Raw genomic sequence first — 17,343 nt, 5'->3', positions numbered from 1 at the left:
TCCCATAATAGATTTGGTAAAAAAAAAAGATTGCGTTATGAAAGAAAAATATGAGCCAAGAAAATACCTGATAAGATAACTCATTATATAATACATGCATGAAAATAGAATTTAAGAACTTGCTTTTTATTTAATCTTTATCTGCATTTAAGGATTATGCATGCAATGGCCAATATTCATTAACATTACCAATGATGGATTTAAGGAAAAAAAATAAAGAAAAAATAGAATATGAATCTATTTTTTCACAACAACAGTTACCTTTTTGTTGACTGCCTTGAAGTATTTGCTTCCTGCAAACATGACAGTTCCCTTGAAAGTTCCTTTCTTGTTTAGTTTGGTTACTTTAAATGTTGCAACACCTTTCTTGTTAGTGGTTGCCTTGTAGGTTTTGCCGTTTATTTTTAAAGTAACTTTAGTGTTCTTGAGAACTTTACCTTTGTTGTCCTTTAAGGTTGCTTTAACCATCTTGGTTTTTACCTTAACTTTGGTTGTTAACTTTTGAGTAGTCAACTTCGGAGTTGCCTTAGATACAACAACACTAGCCTTATTACTTGATGCTGCGTATAGACCAGCACCTGCAAAGGAGAATGTAGCTGTGTAGGTTTTAGGAACCAAAGTTGCAACATTTATTTTGACTTGACCATTTTTATCAGTGGTGAAAGCCTTGTTGATTGTACCGACTTTAACATTAATCTTTTTACCTGATATGGCAATTCCTTTTTCATCTTTTAAAGTTATGACCAAGTTTTTAGCAGCATTATAAGTGGCAGATACTTTAGATGCAGATAATTTAGTACTATATTTGAATGTAAAGTTACTGGAAGCATTTGATGGCAATAATGCATCATTTCCTTCAAAGAAAGCTTTAAATTCAATATTTCCTTTTAAGTTTGAAACCGCAATAGTTCCGTTTGCATCAGTGGTTTTATTATTGCCAACGCCATTAACAGTATAAATCACATTAACGTTAGAAACGGGATTTCCTTCAGCATCTTTAACAGTGACAATCACATTACCATTTTCAGTTTTAATGGAAGTGGATGTTTCAACAGCAACAATTTTAAGTTTGGTGGCATTTAAATAATTGTGTTCATAATCCCCTACAGTTTCAATGTCAGTTGTTGCATCGAAATCATAATCACAGTCTTCAATTTCACAATAAGTTTCTATAGCTATATTTCCAGGAATATCGACAATACCTTTTACATCACAGTTGCTGAATTTACAATTGTAGAAGTATATTCCATCATCAACATAAAAAGTACCTTTTTTAGTTACAATTGAATCGGCAGTTATATCTTTAAAAGTACAATTGGTAAAGTTAACTAAACCATACATATAAACATTAACCCTTGCATTTTGAATAAAAGTACAATTATCAAAAATTATATTACGTGTGAAAGCACACCCATCTTGCTCAGCATGTTCCAAACCAGGAGCATAATGATTAAATCCTGAACATACAGAAAATGAACCTGCAATTGTACAATTAATAAAATGACATGGCCTCTGATAATCATTACCCTCAACAGTTAGATTAATAAAAGTAAATTTCTCACCTATCTCTGTACCATAATTTGTTTTTAATTTAACTCGGGTATTAACTCCTTGTCCAATGAATGTAATATTTTTTTCATCAGTAAATAATGTTTCATAATATCCATCAGCTAAATAAATAATCCCATTATTTTTGATATTGCCTGCAGCAATGGAAAATCCATCTTCTATTCCCCCATAGGCATTTTCCCAACTTTGCCCATCAACATCATCAGAATAAGGATCATTTTCAGAACTACTATTTATATAAATTATGTCGTGTTCCTCCCAATCTTTAAGAATGTCTGGTGCAGTAGCTTTAAGAAGCGGTTGGTTGAGAATGGTGCTTAAATTTTTGTTGTTAGGAGTTACCGGATTAATAAATATATTGTTTGTTCCCAAATTTTGTTGATAGCAATTGTTGAATGTATTGTTTTCAAAAGTATAATTTCCACTTATTTCAACTGTATCGGATGATGTTAATGTATGGTTGTAAAATGTGTTGTTGTATACTTTTAAGTTTGGAATTCCTGCAGTTATGTTTTCAAATGCTTGACTGAAAGCAGCAATCGCCTGTCCATTAGCAGCAGCATTATTAATAAATGTGGAATCATGCACATTTAGCGCTCCACTGTTCAATGCAGTAATTGCACCCCCATTTCCATCAGCGTGGCAATTTTCATTTTCTTCAAATGTACAGTTTTCTATTGTGATGTTGTAGTTACCTGCCCACCATCTGGAAGCTCCAATAGCTCCACCACCAATGTTAGTATGACATTTATTCTTTTTAAATACAGTATTGTATGTTTTTAATGTACTGTAGGTATATAATGCTCCACCATTCCATCCTGCTACATTTCCTTCAAAGAGACTGTTATTTATCATGGTTCTTGCATTGTAATGAGTGTGAATTGCTCCTGCCCACCAAGCAGCAGTATTATTAATAAATTGAGAATTGTCCACGTTTAAAATTCCACAATTGTTAATTGCACCTGGCTCCACATTAGCTGAATTACGAACAAATGTACAATCATTTACATTCATCACAACCCCAGTAACAGTTCCGGAGTTATAATTGCTGACAACACCATAACCTGCAGATGAATCAACAATATTACAATTAATTAAATTCATAGTCCCTAAAGTATTATAAATCACTGCATTCTGTCCAGTTCCTGCAGTTATATTATAAAAATTACAATTTTCCAAAGTTTTAGTCCCTGCTAATTCTAAAAGATAAGTTACACTCATATCCTTAAATGTAACATTAATAAAATTAATTGTCAATGCAGAATTATTATTTAAGAATGGAATTAAAGTATAAGATCCGGCTGTTATATAACTATTTGCAGTACCTATAATAGTGGCATTATTTCCAAAGGTAATTTGTTTTGTCGGATGATAACTGGTTCCAGTCAATTTGATAATAAAATTTTTATCTGTCCGTTTAGCATGATTGTGTATTGCATTCCAATTGCTTGCATTAACTTCAGTCCCACTATAACTTAAACTTTGCAGGTCTTTTGCATTATCATCAGTTTCGAAAGTATTTGTTTTTTCATTATTAACTTCAGATATGGTATCCTTCACTTCATCAGTATCCTCCATAAGCTGGGAGTTATCATCAAAAGTATCCGTTGCACTTGCAGATCCGATACAACATATGAAGATTAACAATGCTGCTATAAATAAACTTGTTTTTAACTTCATAACTTTTATCTCCTATATTAATTTATGAAACACGGTTAAATTAGATGCATCATCTAACTTAATACAAATTTTGATAAAATAATTTTATTCATTTACCTATGATTTTTTATTAAACTGCATTAAGTTAATATTAAATGAATAAATTTAAAATTAATTTTATCATATTAATTTATATTATCAATTAAATATAATCTTTGCGAACAAGGCACTTTCAAAAAACTTGTGTGATTTTTAGTAAAACACATTGCCTTCCTCCTTCAATCAAATTAAATCTTAAAATCCCTTCATAATTTACATGACTTTTAAAACGGTGCAATGGTGGAAAAGCAACACCATCCAATCTAGATTAAATTCATTGTAAAACAAACACTTTGATAAATATGGCCATCACATGTGGAACTAATTTCATAAAATTAATATAAATTACAACACATTTTTTGCATCAGACATTCTCTTGTTTAACTAATGAAAATATAATTTAAAAAAAATGCTCTAATGGGCAAAAAAAACTTATTATAAAAAAAATGAGATATTATCGCCATGGCCGGCGAATAAAAATAGGTATAAATAAAGCCGTAGCTACTATGTGAGTTTTCATCCCTTCAAAATTAATTATCCGGCGTTCATTGAAAGGATTGCTTTCATTTAGGAATTACTGTGACATTACCTTCATAGCTGCAGCCCTGATATTTGCCATGCCCTGCAAATGCAAAGTTTCCATAGTAATTATCCTCACCTGCATCCGGCAGATACTCGGCATTTTCAATTGTAAATTCACCATTATCATCAGTAGTGGCAGTTACGAGGGTTCCCAACTCATATCCAGGTTTATGGAATATGATTGTCTGATTTGCAACACCAAAACCATAAGCATCAACCAACATGGCTGAAAATGACTCGTTTTCAACAACCTCAGTTTCATTAATGATTATGAATGTTGAAACGTTATTGTTGAACTGAAACAAAAATACACCAATACAAATTACAAAAGCAACTAATAAAACAATTAACATTTTACTTTGTTTTTCCATTTAATCACATTTTAAAATAGCTTCACGCACTTTGTCAACAGCAATTTGTTTTTTAGCAGGAAATGCAGCAATCTTAACTTTTATATGAATTGCATCTCCTTTATCCAAAATAGTTAATTTTTCATCTAAAGCATCGGTTTTATCAAATCTTAAAAACCAATTTCCCTTTTCATCAATTTTACGCTCTAAATCATTATTTAATTTATCCAAATCCACACTTTCTAAAAGTGTATTAAAAAAAGTCTTTGTATATCGTTTTTTAGATAATATTCCTGATAAAATTATAATTTTATCTTCAAGCAATCCTTCGGCTTCCTCTGCTTCTATTTCAGCGTCGGGAAGTAAATTTAAAATGGCTTGAGAAATTTCATCAACGCTTTCATCCTCATAAACGAAAGCTCTAAATTTAATATTATGAATCATTTAAATCAAAAAAGGATGAAGAAAATATTATAATTTTCTTCTTCTAGCTTGTTCGGAGCCTTTTCCTTTGGATTTGATTCCACGTCCTTTATTACCTGCACTAGTTAAGCCTCTGAGAGCTCTGTTAGTGTGTTTTTTAGAACAAATCCAGTTGATTTTTTCATCGTTAACGATGGAAGGACTTTGTGGATCAACTAAAATGACTTCGAAATATTTGTATTTGCCGTCAGCCCATACCCAGTAAGAGTTTAATACTTCTAAGTTAGGGTATTTTTTAGCTACACGTTCTTCAGCAATTCTTTGAATAGATTTTGCTTGGGTAATTTTGTTTACACCCATTCTTTTAGGTTTACGGCCGTTGAAACGACGGGATTTTCTTCTTCCACCACGTCTTACTCTAGTTCTTACTAAAACAAAACCTTTTTTAGCTCTGTAACCTAAGCTTCTAGCTCTGTCCAATCTGGTTGGTCTTTCAATTCTTTGAACTGCTTTTTCTCTTCTCCATTTAGGAGCTCTTTGCCACATGAGTTCACGTACGTAAGACTCATCTGGGTTTTTCCATGCGTCTCTAATATATTTATACATTAATAACACCTTTTTGTTCAGCCACGAAGGCCACATCCATATGGGAAATTATCCCAAAAAAAGTAAATTACTTACTGTTAAAAATAACAGTAATGAAATATTTGTTTTGTCTATTTATAAATGTATCGTAAAATAAGCAGATTATCATTTACTCTTTTAAAAAAATTTTAAAACTGATTATTTTAGAGTCATCATTTTCATAAACCGATTCTGCAGATACTGTTTTTACAACACCGTAAATCTCTTTTCCTGCATCCATTAAATTAGCCAGAATGAGATTATGCTCTCTTGGAACATATCCTATTTTTTCACCGTTAAACAGAACCAGTATTGCATTTGCATCAAATTTATTATTTTTTTCGCGAACCAGTTCAAGATTTGATTTTTCCTTAATTTTAGGAATTATCTCATCGATATTTTCAATATAATGCAAACCGGCAACATCAACAGTAATTAAGTAAATATCTTCCAGAAAAGGGACTATTTCGCTTTTATGCAAAAATTCAATGAATTTGGTAACTTCAGAATTGCTCTTTTGAATATTGGCCATTTAAATCAGATCATTAATTTTTTCATTATACCTTTGAATTTCACTGTCAAACTGACTAATCAGATTTCTAAGTTCGGTTATGTATGCTTGTTTTTTCTCATCATCACATACAAGCTCTTTTTTATTATAAGGATATTCATTTTTGATTTCAGCTATTTCTCTTTTCTTATAATCAATTAATTCCTGCAACCTGTCCATTTCCAACATGGATTCCACTTCACCATGAGGAATCAGATAATACAGCGATTCCAATGCTTTTAAATCGGCATTTTTAAATGCTTCCGTAATCCGTATAAATAAATTTTTTTCACCCTCAGACAAATTCTTGTTCAAATCGGGGTGCAGTTTCAAAACACATTGCTTATAGATTAATTTAAGCCTTTTTGTGTCCTCTTTTGAGAGAGTCTTTTTTAATTTGTCTTTCATTGCATTTTCCAATTCGTCCATCTGCAGTTTAATATTCCTGCGGTATTGTGAGCATTCTTCTTTTAAAATTTCATTAATCAAGTCCATATCAATAGGTTCATTGTTGTTTATTTGGATTTGAATCAGCCTAAGCTTTCTTTTAAGTATAGATAACCTTACATCCTTCTCATAAAGATTATATTCAATAAAACCAAAACTGAAAATATATTCTCTTTCAAGACATGGACAAATCTGGAATTCGAGTTCCTGATGCTCCAGTATCAAATCAGATAATTTATGTTTTAACTTTTTTAATTCAGGATGAATAATAATCGGCACATTACCACAAACATTACGATAACTATAAGATAAGTTTAGCATTAAATTAAATATATAACTTTCTTAAATGGTGCTCCCATGAAAATGCCTGATGAACTCAATTCAAAATTATTAGCTCCTTGCGGAATCAACTGCATTAGCTGTGATAAATATCAAAGCCCCTGTGCGGGCTGTTTAATCGGCAGTACCGGCAAAAGCAAGGCCAGCTTAAAATGTAAAATTAAAACATGCTTTGATTCTAAGAATTTCAGCTATTGCGCCCGATGCAGTGAGTTTCCCTGTCCTTTAATGAAAAAACATTCAAAAAAATATATTAAAAGACATGATTTAAACACACTTGAAAGTGCAAAAAGAATTAAAACCACAGGAATTGGACGTATGATGATTCAAGACCGTGAAAAATGGTTGTGTCCTAAATGCGGAGGAGTCATAAAATTCCAAACCTGTAAGTGCAGTGAATGCGGATATGACATCAGATAGAAAACATACATTATCTATTTAACTTTTTATTCAAATCACGTGCAACCAGATAATAATAAATATAAAATCCCATCCAGAAAATAATTGCAGATATGCAGGCTATTGCAATCCAGGTTATTACCGGACCGATTCCGAGGTTGATAGGCATCCAATGAAGATAAATTGCAATCAGGAACAATACTGTCATTCCGATTGTCATTTGAAAAATAACCTGAAGCGGAAAAGGCAAATCTTCTTTATGGTAAATCAGCCCGCTTAAGGAAAATCCCCAACCTGCAACTATTGATCCAAGAAACGAATTTATTATATCAACACCACTGAATTGAATGTTATGAGGTCCGTTTGTTAAAGAAATTATAACCATGACACACATTACAATAAAACAGCCTATAAAAGCACCTAATGTTAGCATTTCAATTAATTTTATTTTCATAAAAACCACCTATAAATCTAAAGCCTGTTTAAATCCGGGCAGGTATTTTCTTGAGATATTATCCTTTAAGCCATTTTTAAGTTCTATAAACATCATTCCTTTAAGTGAAGGAGCAACTCTCCCTATCTTTTTTAAATTAATAATTGTAGTTTTAGATATGCGGACAAAATCGCCCGTTAGTGTCTCTTCAACCTGATATAATGGTTTTTTAATAAAGTATTCGCCACTTTCAGTATAGACATTAACCTGTTTATTTTCAACTTTAAGCATGTAAACTTCATTAAACTCTAAAAGGGCAATATCAAGACCCTTTCTTACCGCCAGCATTTCACTTGATTCATCACTTTCTAAAATTGACATTGCCTTTGTGATGTTATCAGTTAATTCATCGGTGTGAATATCTGCATGGGGCTCTTCAATATCTCTTGAAACAAATAAATTTACCTTCATGATTTATTTCCTTAACTTTTCCATTTCTTCTTGAATCTTTTGTTCCCTATATTCTGCTGTGTCAAATTTAGCACTAAATACAAATGCTTTTAAAAAGCCATCAAACACTGCAATACCCCAGAAAAATGCTGGAAATAACACCCACCAGAATTCAGGAGTGAAAGTGAAGTTGACAGCCGCCAACAATAGGTTGACAATTATATAAATAATAAAATCCTTATAAAATTTGATTTTGGCATCGGCTCTTTTTTCTGCTGTAACCCTTAAACTGTCGTCCATTCAATCACCCATTTTAGAAAGTTCCCTATCAATCATTCTTTCCCGATAATCATTAAGAGGATAAGCTTTAAAATAATCATCTGCAAGTTCAATTCCCCAGAAAAGCATTACAAATGCCAATAACCAAAAGCTTTGCAGGATTAGAAAACAGATAATTGCTATTATTGTATTTACCATCAAATACTTATATAGATTTTCTTTGAATTTGATTTTTCTATCAACTCTTTTTTCTGCCTTTTGTCTTAAATCCATCATATCACCTTCAATTATATGATTAGTAAAACCATATATAAATGGCTAATTGGCAGCACATCCAAGATGCATAAAACTGAAACCAAAGTGCGAAAAATCAGGACTGAAAATGAAAATCATGGAAGCTTATAATACAGCCACCAGGTAATATAAAATAGAAGTTAAGCCTGGAACTGTCAAATTGTCAATTCCCCCATAACTGAATGCTTCACAGACTGTTGCAACAGCAGAAATCACAAAAATTTTAACAATATCAAATTCAGGCATGACACATCCAATTGAAGTGAAAACCATCCATACAAATACGCTCATTACAGAGGTGATGACAAACATTGTAAGTGAACCTTCAAGAGATTTTACACCTCCAAATACAGTATATTTGACTCTACCGAATTTCTGACCAATTAATGCTGCAAAACCGTCACCATAAACCATAGGAACAACAGCCAATGCTACAATCCAAATATAAAATTTGGGATCATTTGCAGGTGCGATTAAACTAAATATGGCAATTAGCACTGTCCAGATTCCTGCATAGAAAAATAATCCTAATGCATGACCTGATTCAGTTACCCTATTTTCAATTTTAATTGGTGAGTATTCAGACAATAAGAACAAGACAAATGTAATCGGCAATGTTAAAAACCAAACCATATTCCAGGGATTTGAAAACAGAGGCATGACAAATATCATGTTGCCCACCATAATATGTAAAAATTTACGTGAAACTTCAGGCTTTGCCTTTAAAACCAATTCAGCCACTACAAAAATGGCTGCAACATAAATATAAACTACAATCAATACAAGAATATCTGAAAATATCATCAACAATACCCTCCATATTCACATCCTTCACTTTCAGTTTCCATATAACCAATGAAAATTCTGATATTTCTGCACAATCCGTTTCACCTCGGTTTTTAGCATCCAAAAACATTTCAAATGAATTTAATTTTTTAAAAAGATTATCAGCACCATAACCCATATTAAAAGTGAATTGTTTATCAGCGCCACAATCATGCCCCATTCCACAAGCAGTCCATTGAGCACATATGGCTTTCTTCAAATCACTTTTATTCATTGATAAACTCTGATACAATATTGGTTTTGTTAAAAATATTTTAAATAATTTATTATTTAATAAAAAAAAGTAAAACCAAAAGAAAACTGGAAAAGATTAAAAACCATTTCTTATTAAGTTTTTAAAAAATTTTTTACAAAAATAATCAAATCTCGACAGTATAATTAAAAAAAAGAAAATAAAGTGAAGTTAAACTTCACTATTTTGTTCCATATACCCTATCACCGGCATCTCCAAGACCTGGAAGAATATATGCATTATCGTTTAATTCCCTATCAACAGTTGCACAGAATATCTCAACATCAGGATGATTATCTTCAATTGTTTTAATACCCTGCGGAGCGGCTACAATACAGAGTAACTTGATTTTGCATACCCCATCCTGCTTAAGTCTGGATATTGTTGCTGATGCACTTCCTCCAGTTGCAAGCATAGGGTCAATTACAAGAACTTCCCTTTTATCAATTCCATCAGGCATTTTATAGTAATATTCAACCGGTTCAAATGTTTCTTCATTTCTATAAAGTCCTATATGACCTATTTTCGCATTTGGAATTAAGTTTAATATTCCATCAACCATACCCATTCCTGCCCTTAGGATTGGGACAATAGCATATTTATCTTCATCCAACATACCGGTTTCCATTTTTTCAAGGGGAGTTTCAATAGTGGTTTTTTCAAGTTTAGCATCTCTCATTGCTTCATAAACGAGCATTGTGGAAATTTCTGTTACCAGTTCTCTGAATTCCTTTGTTCCAGTATTAATATCTCTCAGAAGTGCAAGCTTATGAGTTATAAGCGGATGATTTAAAACAAATTCATTCATGTCTTTTCCTCCGGCATGACAAGATTTAAAATTACACCGACAATAGCTGCAAGTGACATTCCTGAAATTGCAATAGACAAGTTGCCTGATACAACAGATAATGTTGCACCACCTAATCCTAAAACAAGCATGGTTGCGGCTACGACGACGTTTTTAGTGTTGTTAAAATCAACCTGATTGTGAATTAAAATTTTAAGACCGTTTACACAAATGAAACCATACAGAAGTACAGATATTCCTCCTAAAACCGGTGCGGGAATTGCAGTTAAAAATGCTGTTAGGTGTCCTGAAAATGCAAATACTATTGCAATAATGGCTGCAAGAGCAATTACATAAACAGATGCAACACGAGTCATACCAACAACAGAGGTGTTTTCACCATAAGTGGTGTTTGCCGGACCGCCCAGTACTGCTGCTAAAAATGTTGCAATACCATCACCCAGCAAAGTTCTGTCAAGTCCCGGATCTTCAATTAAATCGCGTCCGATGATTTCACTTAATACTTTGTGGTCTCCAATATGTTCCACCATTGTCACTAATGCAATAGGAACAATAGTAAGGACTGCTGCAAAATTCAAATCATAATTCATAAACGGCAAATAGAATTTAGGAATTTCAATCACGTTTGCAGTTAATGCCTGGGTAAAATCAACCATGCCCAGTGCAGCTGCTGCAATATAACCTACAAGGATTCCTACTAAAAATGGAATTACCCTTAAAATACCTTTTCCACGAACTGCTAAAAATGCAGTAGTTAAAAATGCAATTAACGCAACAACCAGATTATTCCACGGAACTACATCCAAATTCAAACCAATTTCACTAATTGCTGTTGGTGCAAGAGATAAACCGATGACCATAATCATAGGCCCGACAATTACTGGAGGCAGGAGTTTATTAATCCAATCCTTCCCAGAAACACGAATTATACATGAAACAGCAACATATACCAAACCGACAATCATTAAAGCAGTAAAAACACTAGCTTTGCCTGCTATTGCAAATCCTGCAACCATAGGTGCAATAAATGCAAATGAACTTCCCAGATATACCGGGCTCCTACCGCGGGTACAGACAATATAAATCAATGTACCCAGACCAGATGTGACTAATGCTACGGGAATTGATAAAACATCTGCACCTGCAGTAGCGTTTACAACAATAGGCACTAAAATTGTGGCTCCAAACATTGCACATACATGCTGTATAGCAAGTAAAAACCATCTGAGAGCAGGCGGTTTATCCTTAACACCAAGTAGCATATTACTATTTTCTTCAACCATATATATCACAAAATTTTCCTAGTATTATCATAAATTGAGTAATTATTTTAAAAAAATTCTATTGAATATTATAAAATATAACTTAAAAATATCTAAAATATATAAATAAACTTTTAAAATATAATCTTAACAATTTTTGATTAATAATATATATCTGAATGAAATAATAAAATACTTTGGTTCTAAAAAAAGAAATTGCAGTTTTACCTATCATAGAAACAGGCAAAAAGCAAATTTATTTATTGCAAAATTTCTTTATAAAACTCTTACCGGCATTTTTGCTAAAAATCTTTTTTTAGCTTTGGCAAATGCCCTTTAAAAAAAAAATGGGGAAAAAAAGTTTCCCAAAAAAAAGTTTAAGCTTCTGCAGGTTTTCCTTTCTCAGCCCATTTAACAGTCATATTTGTAAATGGTTGGGCAATTGCACTCCAAATTAAACTCAAAATCCAGTGAGAAATAATCATTATCAAAATATCAGTAACTGCAAATACACCAATGAATGCAAGACCGATGAATATAAAGTTATCGACCAGTTCACTGAATGCAATTACTCCCAAGTTTTTAACAGCAGAATATTCCTTGCCTTTGTTTACAATAGAAGTAATCCTTGCATTTACAAAATTACCAATCAGGTAACTAATATAAGATGCAATAAGGATTCTCGGAGTTTGAGTAAATACAAATGCCAGACTTGAATCTCCAGTAAAGAATGCCGGAGAAGGTAAGAATAATATTAAAGTTGTCATGAAAACAAATAAAATATCTACAGCAAGACCTAAAATAATTGTTCTCTGCGCTACTTTTTCACCGTAAACATCTGCAATCACATTTGTTAAAATGTATACCAACGGATAGATTAAAACTCCTGCAGGAGTTTCCATGCCTAAAAATCCAATATCAATAATTTTAACAGTGATTAGATTTGCAATTGTAAATGCCATACAGAAAAATGCAGTAATTATTACACGTTTTTCAGTAAAGTCAAAATTCAAATTCATACAAGGAAATATTAGTTTTTAAGAGTATTTAAATATGACAGTACAAAATTCAAGTAAAAACTAGCTTAAACAAATAAGATTTATTGGAAAGATAAAATAAGATTTGAAAATGAACTGCAATACATATTAGCTGATTAAAATGTCCATTAATTGAATAAAAATAGATTGCATTAAATGGAATTAAAAAAATCCATCAATGCATTATAAATTAAAGGATTGTCTGTAATGAGATTGTAGGCATTATCTTCTTGCTTTTCCGACTTTACGGGCAATGACCAATTCTCCAACAGATATTAAACCTGCAAAGAATTTTTCTAAACCTCCAGTAGCCCAAATAGCTTCTCCAAAAGTGGAGTTCATGATGTTGTCCTCATATTCCTCAGCGGTGATTTTAACCCCTGTAGTCTTTTGAGAAACAAGAGCAGATGCAGACATCAATTCATCCCAGGAGACACCTTTAAGTTGGTTTTGCATTGCTTCATATAATTTTGAAACTTTAATGTCATACAATTCAGATAACAGTTCAACAATATCGCAGGCACGAATCATTCCAGTTACCTGTTCATCCTCATTTACTACAGGCACGGTTACGAATTTATTGTTTGCTGTAAGTATAACTGCTTTTCTTGCAGGATCCCGTTCATAGACAGTAATCACATCTTTGGGATCATTCATTATTTCTGAAATCTTTTTGTTGCCTTCCCTCAAACCTCTAGTAATATCGAATGAAGTTATCCATCCAACTAATTGTTTATTGTCATTTACAACTGGACAAGTAAAACGTCTAATTTCTTCCATTACTTTTGAAACTTCAACAACATCATCATTTGCATTTAAATATACAAAATTTTTATCCATTAACTCTTTAGCTCTCATAAACAGACCTCATTTTTATTCAATTACCACTCTTCTTAAAGCCATTACCGGACAATGATTAGTGCATTCAATACATCTAATACATTTATCATCATCCAAAACAACTTCACCATCGACCAATTCAATAGCTCCTGTTGGACAATTTTCTTCACATAAAAAGCAGTTTACGCACAAATCGTGATTGACTTCAATAAAACGACTGTGAATAATCGGTCCGATATAACGATCCAATTCTACTGCAAAGTCATTGAGGGAAATTTCAACACAAGCCCCGCATCCAATGCACATTTTTTCATTAATATGAGGATACAATTCATCTTCAATTAAATCAATGCCGCAATCAATATCCTTACTTTCGAAAAATTCCTTAAACTCCAAAGTAAATGCGTTAGTCGGACATAATTTTGCGCAATCAGCCCAATTGTTATCAACTGAATAATCAACTGAAATATTATTCATGCGCACCACCCGATGATGGGTGCTGACATTAGATAATTTGTATTCGATTACATCATCTTCATTATCATTATCATGAACAATTGAATTATTGATTAATTTAATTGCAGATACTGGACATGTCTGAAGGCATACCTCGCATTTGACACATTTATCCGTTATTTTAGCTATTCTGAAAATATTAGCTGGTTCGATTGCATTAACAGGGCATTCACCAACACAAGTATTACATCTTACACATCTGGGTGCAATTGCAATGATTTCATCTTCTGCACTAAACTCCTTTAGTTCAAAATGGAAATCTTCACCATCATCATCTAATTCAACAGATTTCAATAGAACCTCACGTTCCAAATCTTTCATCTGTTTTATAAAAGACACATTCATTTTAATACCAACTAATTAATCTTTGTTATATAAATATTTATCCATCATCATACATAAATTCACTTAAAAGAAATCTTTCAAATCTTTAAGAGAAGGGAATTTATCCATTCCAAATCCTTCTATTGATTTGCTGGCAACCCAATTTCCGATTTTGCAAGATTTCTCCAAATCATATCCTTTTAAGAAAGAATATAAAAATCCGCTATTGAAACTATCCCCTGCGCCGGTCGTATCAACGACATCACATTTGTAGGACTCAACAAAACATTCTGTTGAATTATTCATTGCAAATACGCCTTTTGAACCTTGTTTTACAACAACAGTTTCTATTCCCAAATCAAGAAATCTTATAGCCAATTCTTTTAAGGAATCTTCATTATTATTACATAATAATCTTAATTCTGACTCATTAATGAGCAATATATTAGTTCTATCAAGTATAGGTTTTAATTCTTCAAATCCTTTTTGAACATACAACATTCCAGGATCAAAACTCAGCACTGTCTGCTCGTTTAACAAATCCAATAGTTCAATTTGAGTATTGAACGAATCTCCAACAAAAGAGGTGTAATGCATTATTTTACATCTCATGATGTTTAATGGATTTATTTCACCCAGTTGAATCTCATCATTAACACCTGGATCAATATAAAGACACCTTTCGCCTTCATCATCAACAAAACCTAAACATTTTCCAGTTGACCCTGTTTCGGAATAAATTAAATTATTTGAGTAAACACCGTTAATAGCCAGATTATACTCGATTAACTCTCCGTCATCATCTTCTGCTATCTTGCCGATAATGGATGCAGAGCAACCCAGCCTTGAAAGACCAACAATAGTATTTGCCGCTGACCCTCCAGGAGTGTCGGTTTCACTTTTTATAAAGCTTTCTTCATCTTTACCTGCGATATTTCCAACAGAATAAAGTTTATCAACATTCAATGCTCCGAATCCTATTACTTCTGCATTAAGATCATTGTCTAGAATTTCCATTTTAAAACCTTACTTTAAAATATCCAATAAATTTATATTTTTATCTCCAAGTTTGCCATCAAAATTACCTGCAGATATTCCAATTACGCCGTCAAATTCTAAAGCGGCATCAATACCTGCCTTAATGGCTTCATTCATAGATTTTTCACTGATTGCATTTACTACAATTTCGGGAATGTAATTAACCCCATCAGAAACTTTAGAAATTTCTCCCAAAGACTCTTTTAGTGAAGGGCAATATATGTGATTTGTAGTTGGTCCTATTTCAGGATAGTTTGTTTCTGGTTTTGAAGCAGCTGAACAAACATCAAATGGAGCAGTAGCTCCTTCAACATTCATTATTGCATCAATAATTGCATCCCCTGCATCCAGTACTGCCTGCTGTGTGGAGCATAAATACCAGAAGTTTCCACCCATAATCCCCTCATTGATTTTAAATTTTTCTTCAATTTGGAAATCAGGTACTGCAATAGGAACATTAATCATTTTTCTGCCGTATTCTTCTACAATCCATTCATATCCATCACCGCAGTGACCTACAATATCCATCATTTCTATGTATTCGCCACTGTCACTTGTAGAGTAATCAAAAATACGTGTAAATGGTTTGACTAAAACATCCTGCCTTAATCTGTATGATAATTCAAATGCAAATTTTTCAGTATCTTCTCCACCTAACCAATATTGAACAACAGCTCCAAATCTCCCATCGGGAGTTTGAGATTCATCTAAAAATCCTTCAACACCACCTTCAACCCTTCCAATGACTGCGCTTGGAGTTGAAGTTGAATCATAAGCAGCTCTTCTAACTATTTTCTCAGTAGGTCCTGTAATTAAAGCCCTTACATATTTTCCTCTGAAAGCTTCGAAAAATGTGTCTTTTACTTTTTCATAACTCATTTTAATACACCGATTTAACCTAATTCACCTATATCATGACCGCGGATACCGTTTCTCATTTCTTTACTTGCCTTTAAAATTTCGTCAAAGTTATCCTCATCTATTATTTTAATTATTGGATATTCTTTGTTATTAAAAACTGATAAAAACTTAATTTTAATATCCTCATCAATACCATAGTCATTAAATAGTTTTTCATAATCATTACAAATATTATAATCATTAATAAATTCAATTACTTTATTTTTATCATTATTTACATAAACATTAGCTATTAATCCAGTTGCAACAGCACTTGAAGATACAATTGCGATTTCTGCAACTCTTAAAGGGTATTCATTACCATTAAACGAAACACTGATTCCATTGTTTTTGCAAGCAAAATCAAGAGGTTCCACATCGGTAATGCTATCTCCAATGTAGAAAATCCCCTCCTTATTGATTTTATCTCTTTTAATGATTTCATCAATAGCCAATTTTTTTCCTTGTCCTCCAACTACTTCAATATCCTTAATATTTTCATAAATTTCCATTTTTGCGATTTGGGAAAAGAAAATATCATCAAACAGTTCATAATCTTGAGGATTTTCTAAAATTAATTTTTTAAATTCCCTGATTTTTGTGATTTCATCGCCAGTTGGCTTGAGGTTATCTAGATTAACCTTAGTGTAAAATGTATTTTCAAAAGGAACATTCATATAATCAGATACTGCTTCAATATATTGGCCATAACTGGTGCTGACTATGTAGGTATTCATAACGTTTTTCAAGTAGCTTAAAAGGAATTTCGAATCCTCAACTGCATAAACATGTTTTTTTGAAAAATCGGTGAAATCTTCATTTTTAAGATTTTCAATTATAAAAAATGGTAAAATTAACTTTAAAGTATTTCCAGCCACATAACCTTCTTTTTTAACAACATCTGTTAAATAATCATCATATAAACTAAGAATTTTAAATAATTCGCCACCATTCTCAATGAAACTATCAGATAATTCAAAAGCATTGTCATTTAAAGTCAATGGCCCTTCACAGTCAGTAATAAATGATTTTTCAAACATGAC

The 17,343-nt window shown here is 32.3% G+C and carries 21 protein-coding genes; 1 reads left to right on the top strand and 20 read right to left on the bottom strand.

All coding sequences use genetic code 11. The features are described 5' to 3' along the window. Positions 1 to 237: 237 nt before the first annotated feature. The 6 genes from Q4Q16_RS02285 to Q4Q16_RS02260 all read right to left on the bottom strand — a co-directional run bounded on the left by Q4Q16_RS02285 (position 238) and on the right by Q4Q16_RS02260 (position 6,582). Positions 238 to 3,249 (bottom strand): hypothetical protein, encoded by a 3,012-nt coding sequence (locus tag Q4Q16_RS02285; protein ID WP_303345940.1) that lies wholly within the window; start codon positions 3,247 to 3,249, stop codon positions 238 to 240. 641 nt (positions 3,250 to 3,890) lie between these two features. Further along, a complete protein-coding gene (locus Q4Q16_RS02280) occupies positions 3,891 to 4,280 on the bottom strand; it encodes a hypothetical protein (RefSeq protein WP_303345938.1) in 390 nt (129 codons plus the stop codon). After that, on the bottom strand, positions 4,281 to 4,703 hold the full coding sequence (locus Q4Q16_RS02275) for an RNA-binding protein (protein ID WP_303345936.1): 423 nt from the start codon (positions 4,701 to 4,703) through the stop codon (positions 4,281 to 4,283). Positions 4,704 to 4,730: 27 nt separating this feature from the next. After that, positions 4,731 to 5,288 carry a 50S ribosomal protein L15e gene (locus tag Q4Q16_RS02270; RefSeq protein WP_303345934.1) on the bottom strand — a complete coding sequence of 186 codons (558 nt, stop codon included), beginning with the start codon at positions 5,286 to 5,288 and terminating at the stop codon, positions 4,731 to 4,733. Positions 5,289 to 5,436: 148 nt separating this feature from the next. Then, positions 5,437 to 5,838 (bottom strand): HIRAN domain-containing protein, encoded by a 402-nt coding sequence (locus Q4Q16_RS02265; protein ID WP_303345932.1) that lies wholly within the window; start codon positions 5,836 to 5,838, stop codon positions 5,437 to 5,439. After that, entirely contained in the window at positions 5,839 to 6,582 is a 744-nt protein-coding gene (locus Q4Q16_RS02260) for a J domain-containing protein (protein WP_303345931.1), read from the bottom strand. 78 nt (positions 6,583 to 6,660) lie between these two features. Between Q4Q16_RS02260 and Q4Q16_RS02255 the strand changes: the two genes are divergently transcribed. Continuing rightward, complete coding sequence (locus Q4Q16_RS02255) at positions 6,661 to 7,062, top strand: DUF3795 domain-containing protein (RefSeq protein WP_303345929.1); 402 nt, start codon at positions 6,661 to 6,663, stop codon at positions 7,060 to 7,062. Between the two features lie 10 nt (positions 7,063 to 7,072). Here Q4Q16_RS02255 and Q4Q16_RS02250 read toward each other — a convergent pair whose 3' ends face one another. The 14 genes from Q4Q16_RS02250 to Q4Q16_RS02185 all read right to left on the bottom strand — a co-directional run bounded on the left by Q4Q16_RS02250 (position 7,073) and on the right by Q4Q16_RS02185 (position 17,340). Next, complete coding sequence (locus Q4Q16_RS02250; protein ID WP_303345927.1) at positions 7,073 to 7,495, bottom strand: DUF3021 domain-containing protein; 423 nt, start codon at positions 7,493 to 7,495, stop codon at positions 7,073 to 7,075. A 9-nt stretch (positions 7,496 to 7,504) separates the two neighbouring features. Continuing rightward, a complete protein-coding gene (locus Q4Q16_RS02245) occupies positions 7,505 to 7,945 on the bottom strand; it encodes a LytTR family DNA-binding domain-containing protein (protein WP_303345925.1) in 441 nt (146 codons plus the stop codon). 3 nt (positions 7,946 to 7,948) lie between these two features. Further along, the gene (locus Q4Q16_RS02240) at positions 7,949 to 8,224 is read right to left on the bottom strand and encodes a 2TM domain-containing protein (protein ID WP_303345924.1); all 276 of its coding nucleotides are present in this window, start codon (positions 8,222 to 8,224) and stop codon (positions 7,949 to 7,951) included. Next, complete coding sequence (locus tag Q4Q16_RS02235) at positions 8,225 to 8,476, bottom strand: 2TM domain-containing protein (RefSeq protein WP_303345922.1); 252 nt, start codon at positions 8,474 to 8,476, stop codon at positions 8,225 to 8,227. Between the two features lie 126 nt (positions 8,477 to 8,602). Next, positions 8,603 to 9,301, bottom strand: a complete 699-nt coding sequence (locus tag Q4Q16_RS02230; protein WP_303345920.1) for a diacylglycerol/polyprenol kinase family protein — start codon at positions 9,299 to 9,301, stop codon at positions 8,603 to 8,605. Then, positions 9,231 to 9,557, bottom strand: coding sequence for a hypothetical protein (locus tag Q4Q16_RS02225; RefSeq protein WP_303345918.1), 327 nt, complete (start codon positions 9,555 to 9,557; stop codon positions 9,231 to 9,233). The genes Q4Q16_RS02230 and Q4Q16_RS02225 overlap by 71 nt, the downstream gene beginning before the upstream one ends. A 199-nt stretch (positions 9,558 to 9,756) precedes the next feature. After that, the gene (upp, locus tag Q4Q16_RS02220; protein WP_303345916.1) at positions 9,757 to 10,383 is read right to left on the bottom strand and encodes a uracil phosphoribosyltransferase; all 627 of its coding nucleotides are present in this window, start codon (positions 10,381 to 10,383) and stop codon (positions 9,757 to 9,759) included. Further along, on the bottom strand, positions 10,380 to 11,666 hold the full coding sequence (locus tag Q4Q16_RS02215; protein ID WP_303345914.1) for a uracil-xanthine permease family protein: 1,287 nt from the start codon (positions 11,664 to 11,666) through the stop codon (positions 10,380 to 10,382). The genes upp and Q4Q16_RS02215 overlap by 4 nt, the downstream gene beginning before the upstream one ends. 356 nt (positions 11,667 to 12,022) lie before the next feature. After that, on the bottom strand, positions 12,023 to 12,664 hold the full coding sequence (locus Q4Q16_RS02210) for a queuosine precursor transporter (protein WP_303345912.1): 642 nt from the start codon (positions 12,662 to 12,664) through the stop codon (positions 12,023 to 12,025). A 240-nt stretch (positions 12,665 to 12,904) separates the two neighbouring features. After that, positions 12,905 to 13,540, bottom strand: a complete 636-nt coding sequence (locus Q4Q16_RS02205) for an HPP family protein (protein WP_303345910.1) — start codon at positions 13,538 to 13,540, stop codon at positions 12,905 to 12,907. A gap of 15 nt (positions 13,541 to 13,555) precedes the next feature. Next, positions 13,556 to 14,383 (bottom strand): 4Fe-4S binding protein, encoded by an 828-nt coding sequence (locus tag Q4Q16_RS02200; RefSeq protein WP_303345908.1) that lies wholly within the window; start codon positions 14,381 to 14,383, stop codon positions 13,556 to 13,558. Between the two features lie 63 nt (positions 14,384 to 14,446). Continuing rightward, positions 14,447 to 15,379 (bottom strand): carbohydrate kinase family protein, encoded by a 933-nt coding sequence (locus tag Q4Q16_RS02195; RefSeq protein WP_303345906.1) that lies wholly within the window; start codon positions 15,377 to 15,379, stop codon positions 14,447 to 14,449. Between the two features lie 9 nt (positions 15,380 to 15,388). Next, the gene (locus Q4Q16_RS02190; RefSeq protein WP_303345905.1) at positions 15,389 to 16,279 is read right to left on the bottom strand and encodes a formylmethanofuran--tetrahydromethanopterin N-formyltransferase; all 891 of its coding nucleotides are present in this window, start codon (positions 16,277 to 16,279) and stop codon (positions 15,389 to 15,391) included. A 14-nt stretch (positions 16,280 to 16,293) separates the two neighbouring features. Beyond that, the gene (locus Q4Q16_RS02185; RefSeq protein ID WP_303345903.1) at positions 16,294 to 17,340 is read right to left on the bottom strand and encodes a hypothetical protein; all 1,047 of its coding nucleotides are present in this window, start codon (positions 17,338 to 17,340) and stop codon (positions 16,294 to 16,296) included. Between the last annotated feature and the right edge of the window lie 3 nt (positions 17,341 to 17,343).

Source organism: Methanobrevibacter sp. (assembly GCF_030539875.1).
Lineage (GTDB): Archaea > Methanobacteriota > Methanobacteria > Methanobacteriales > Methanobacteriaceae > Methanocatella.
The sequence above is the reverse complement of the archived record's forward strand: the minus strand, read 5'-3'. Positions and strand labels throughout refer to the sequence as shown.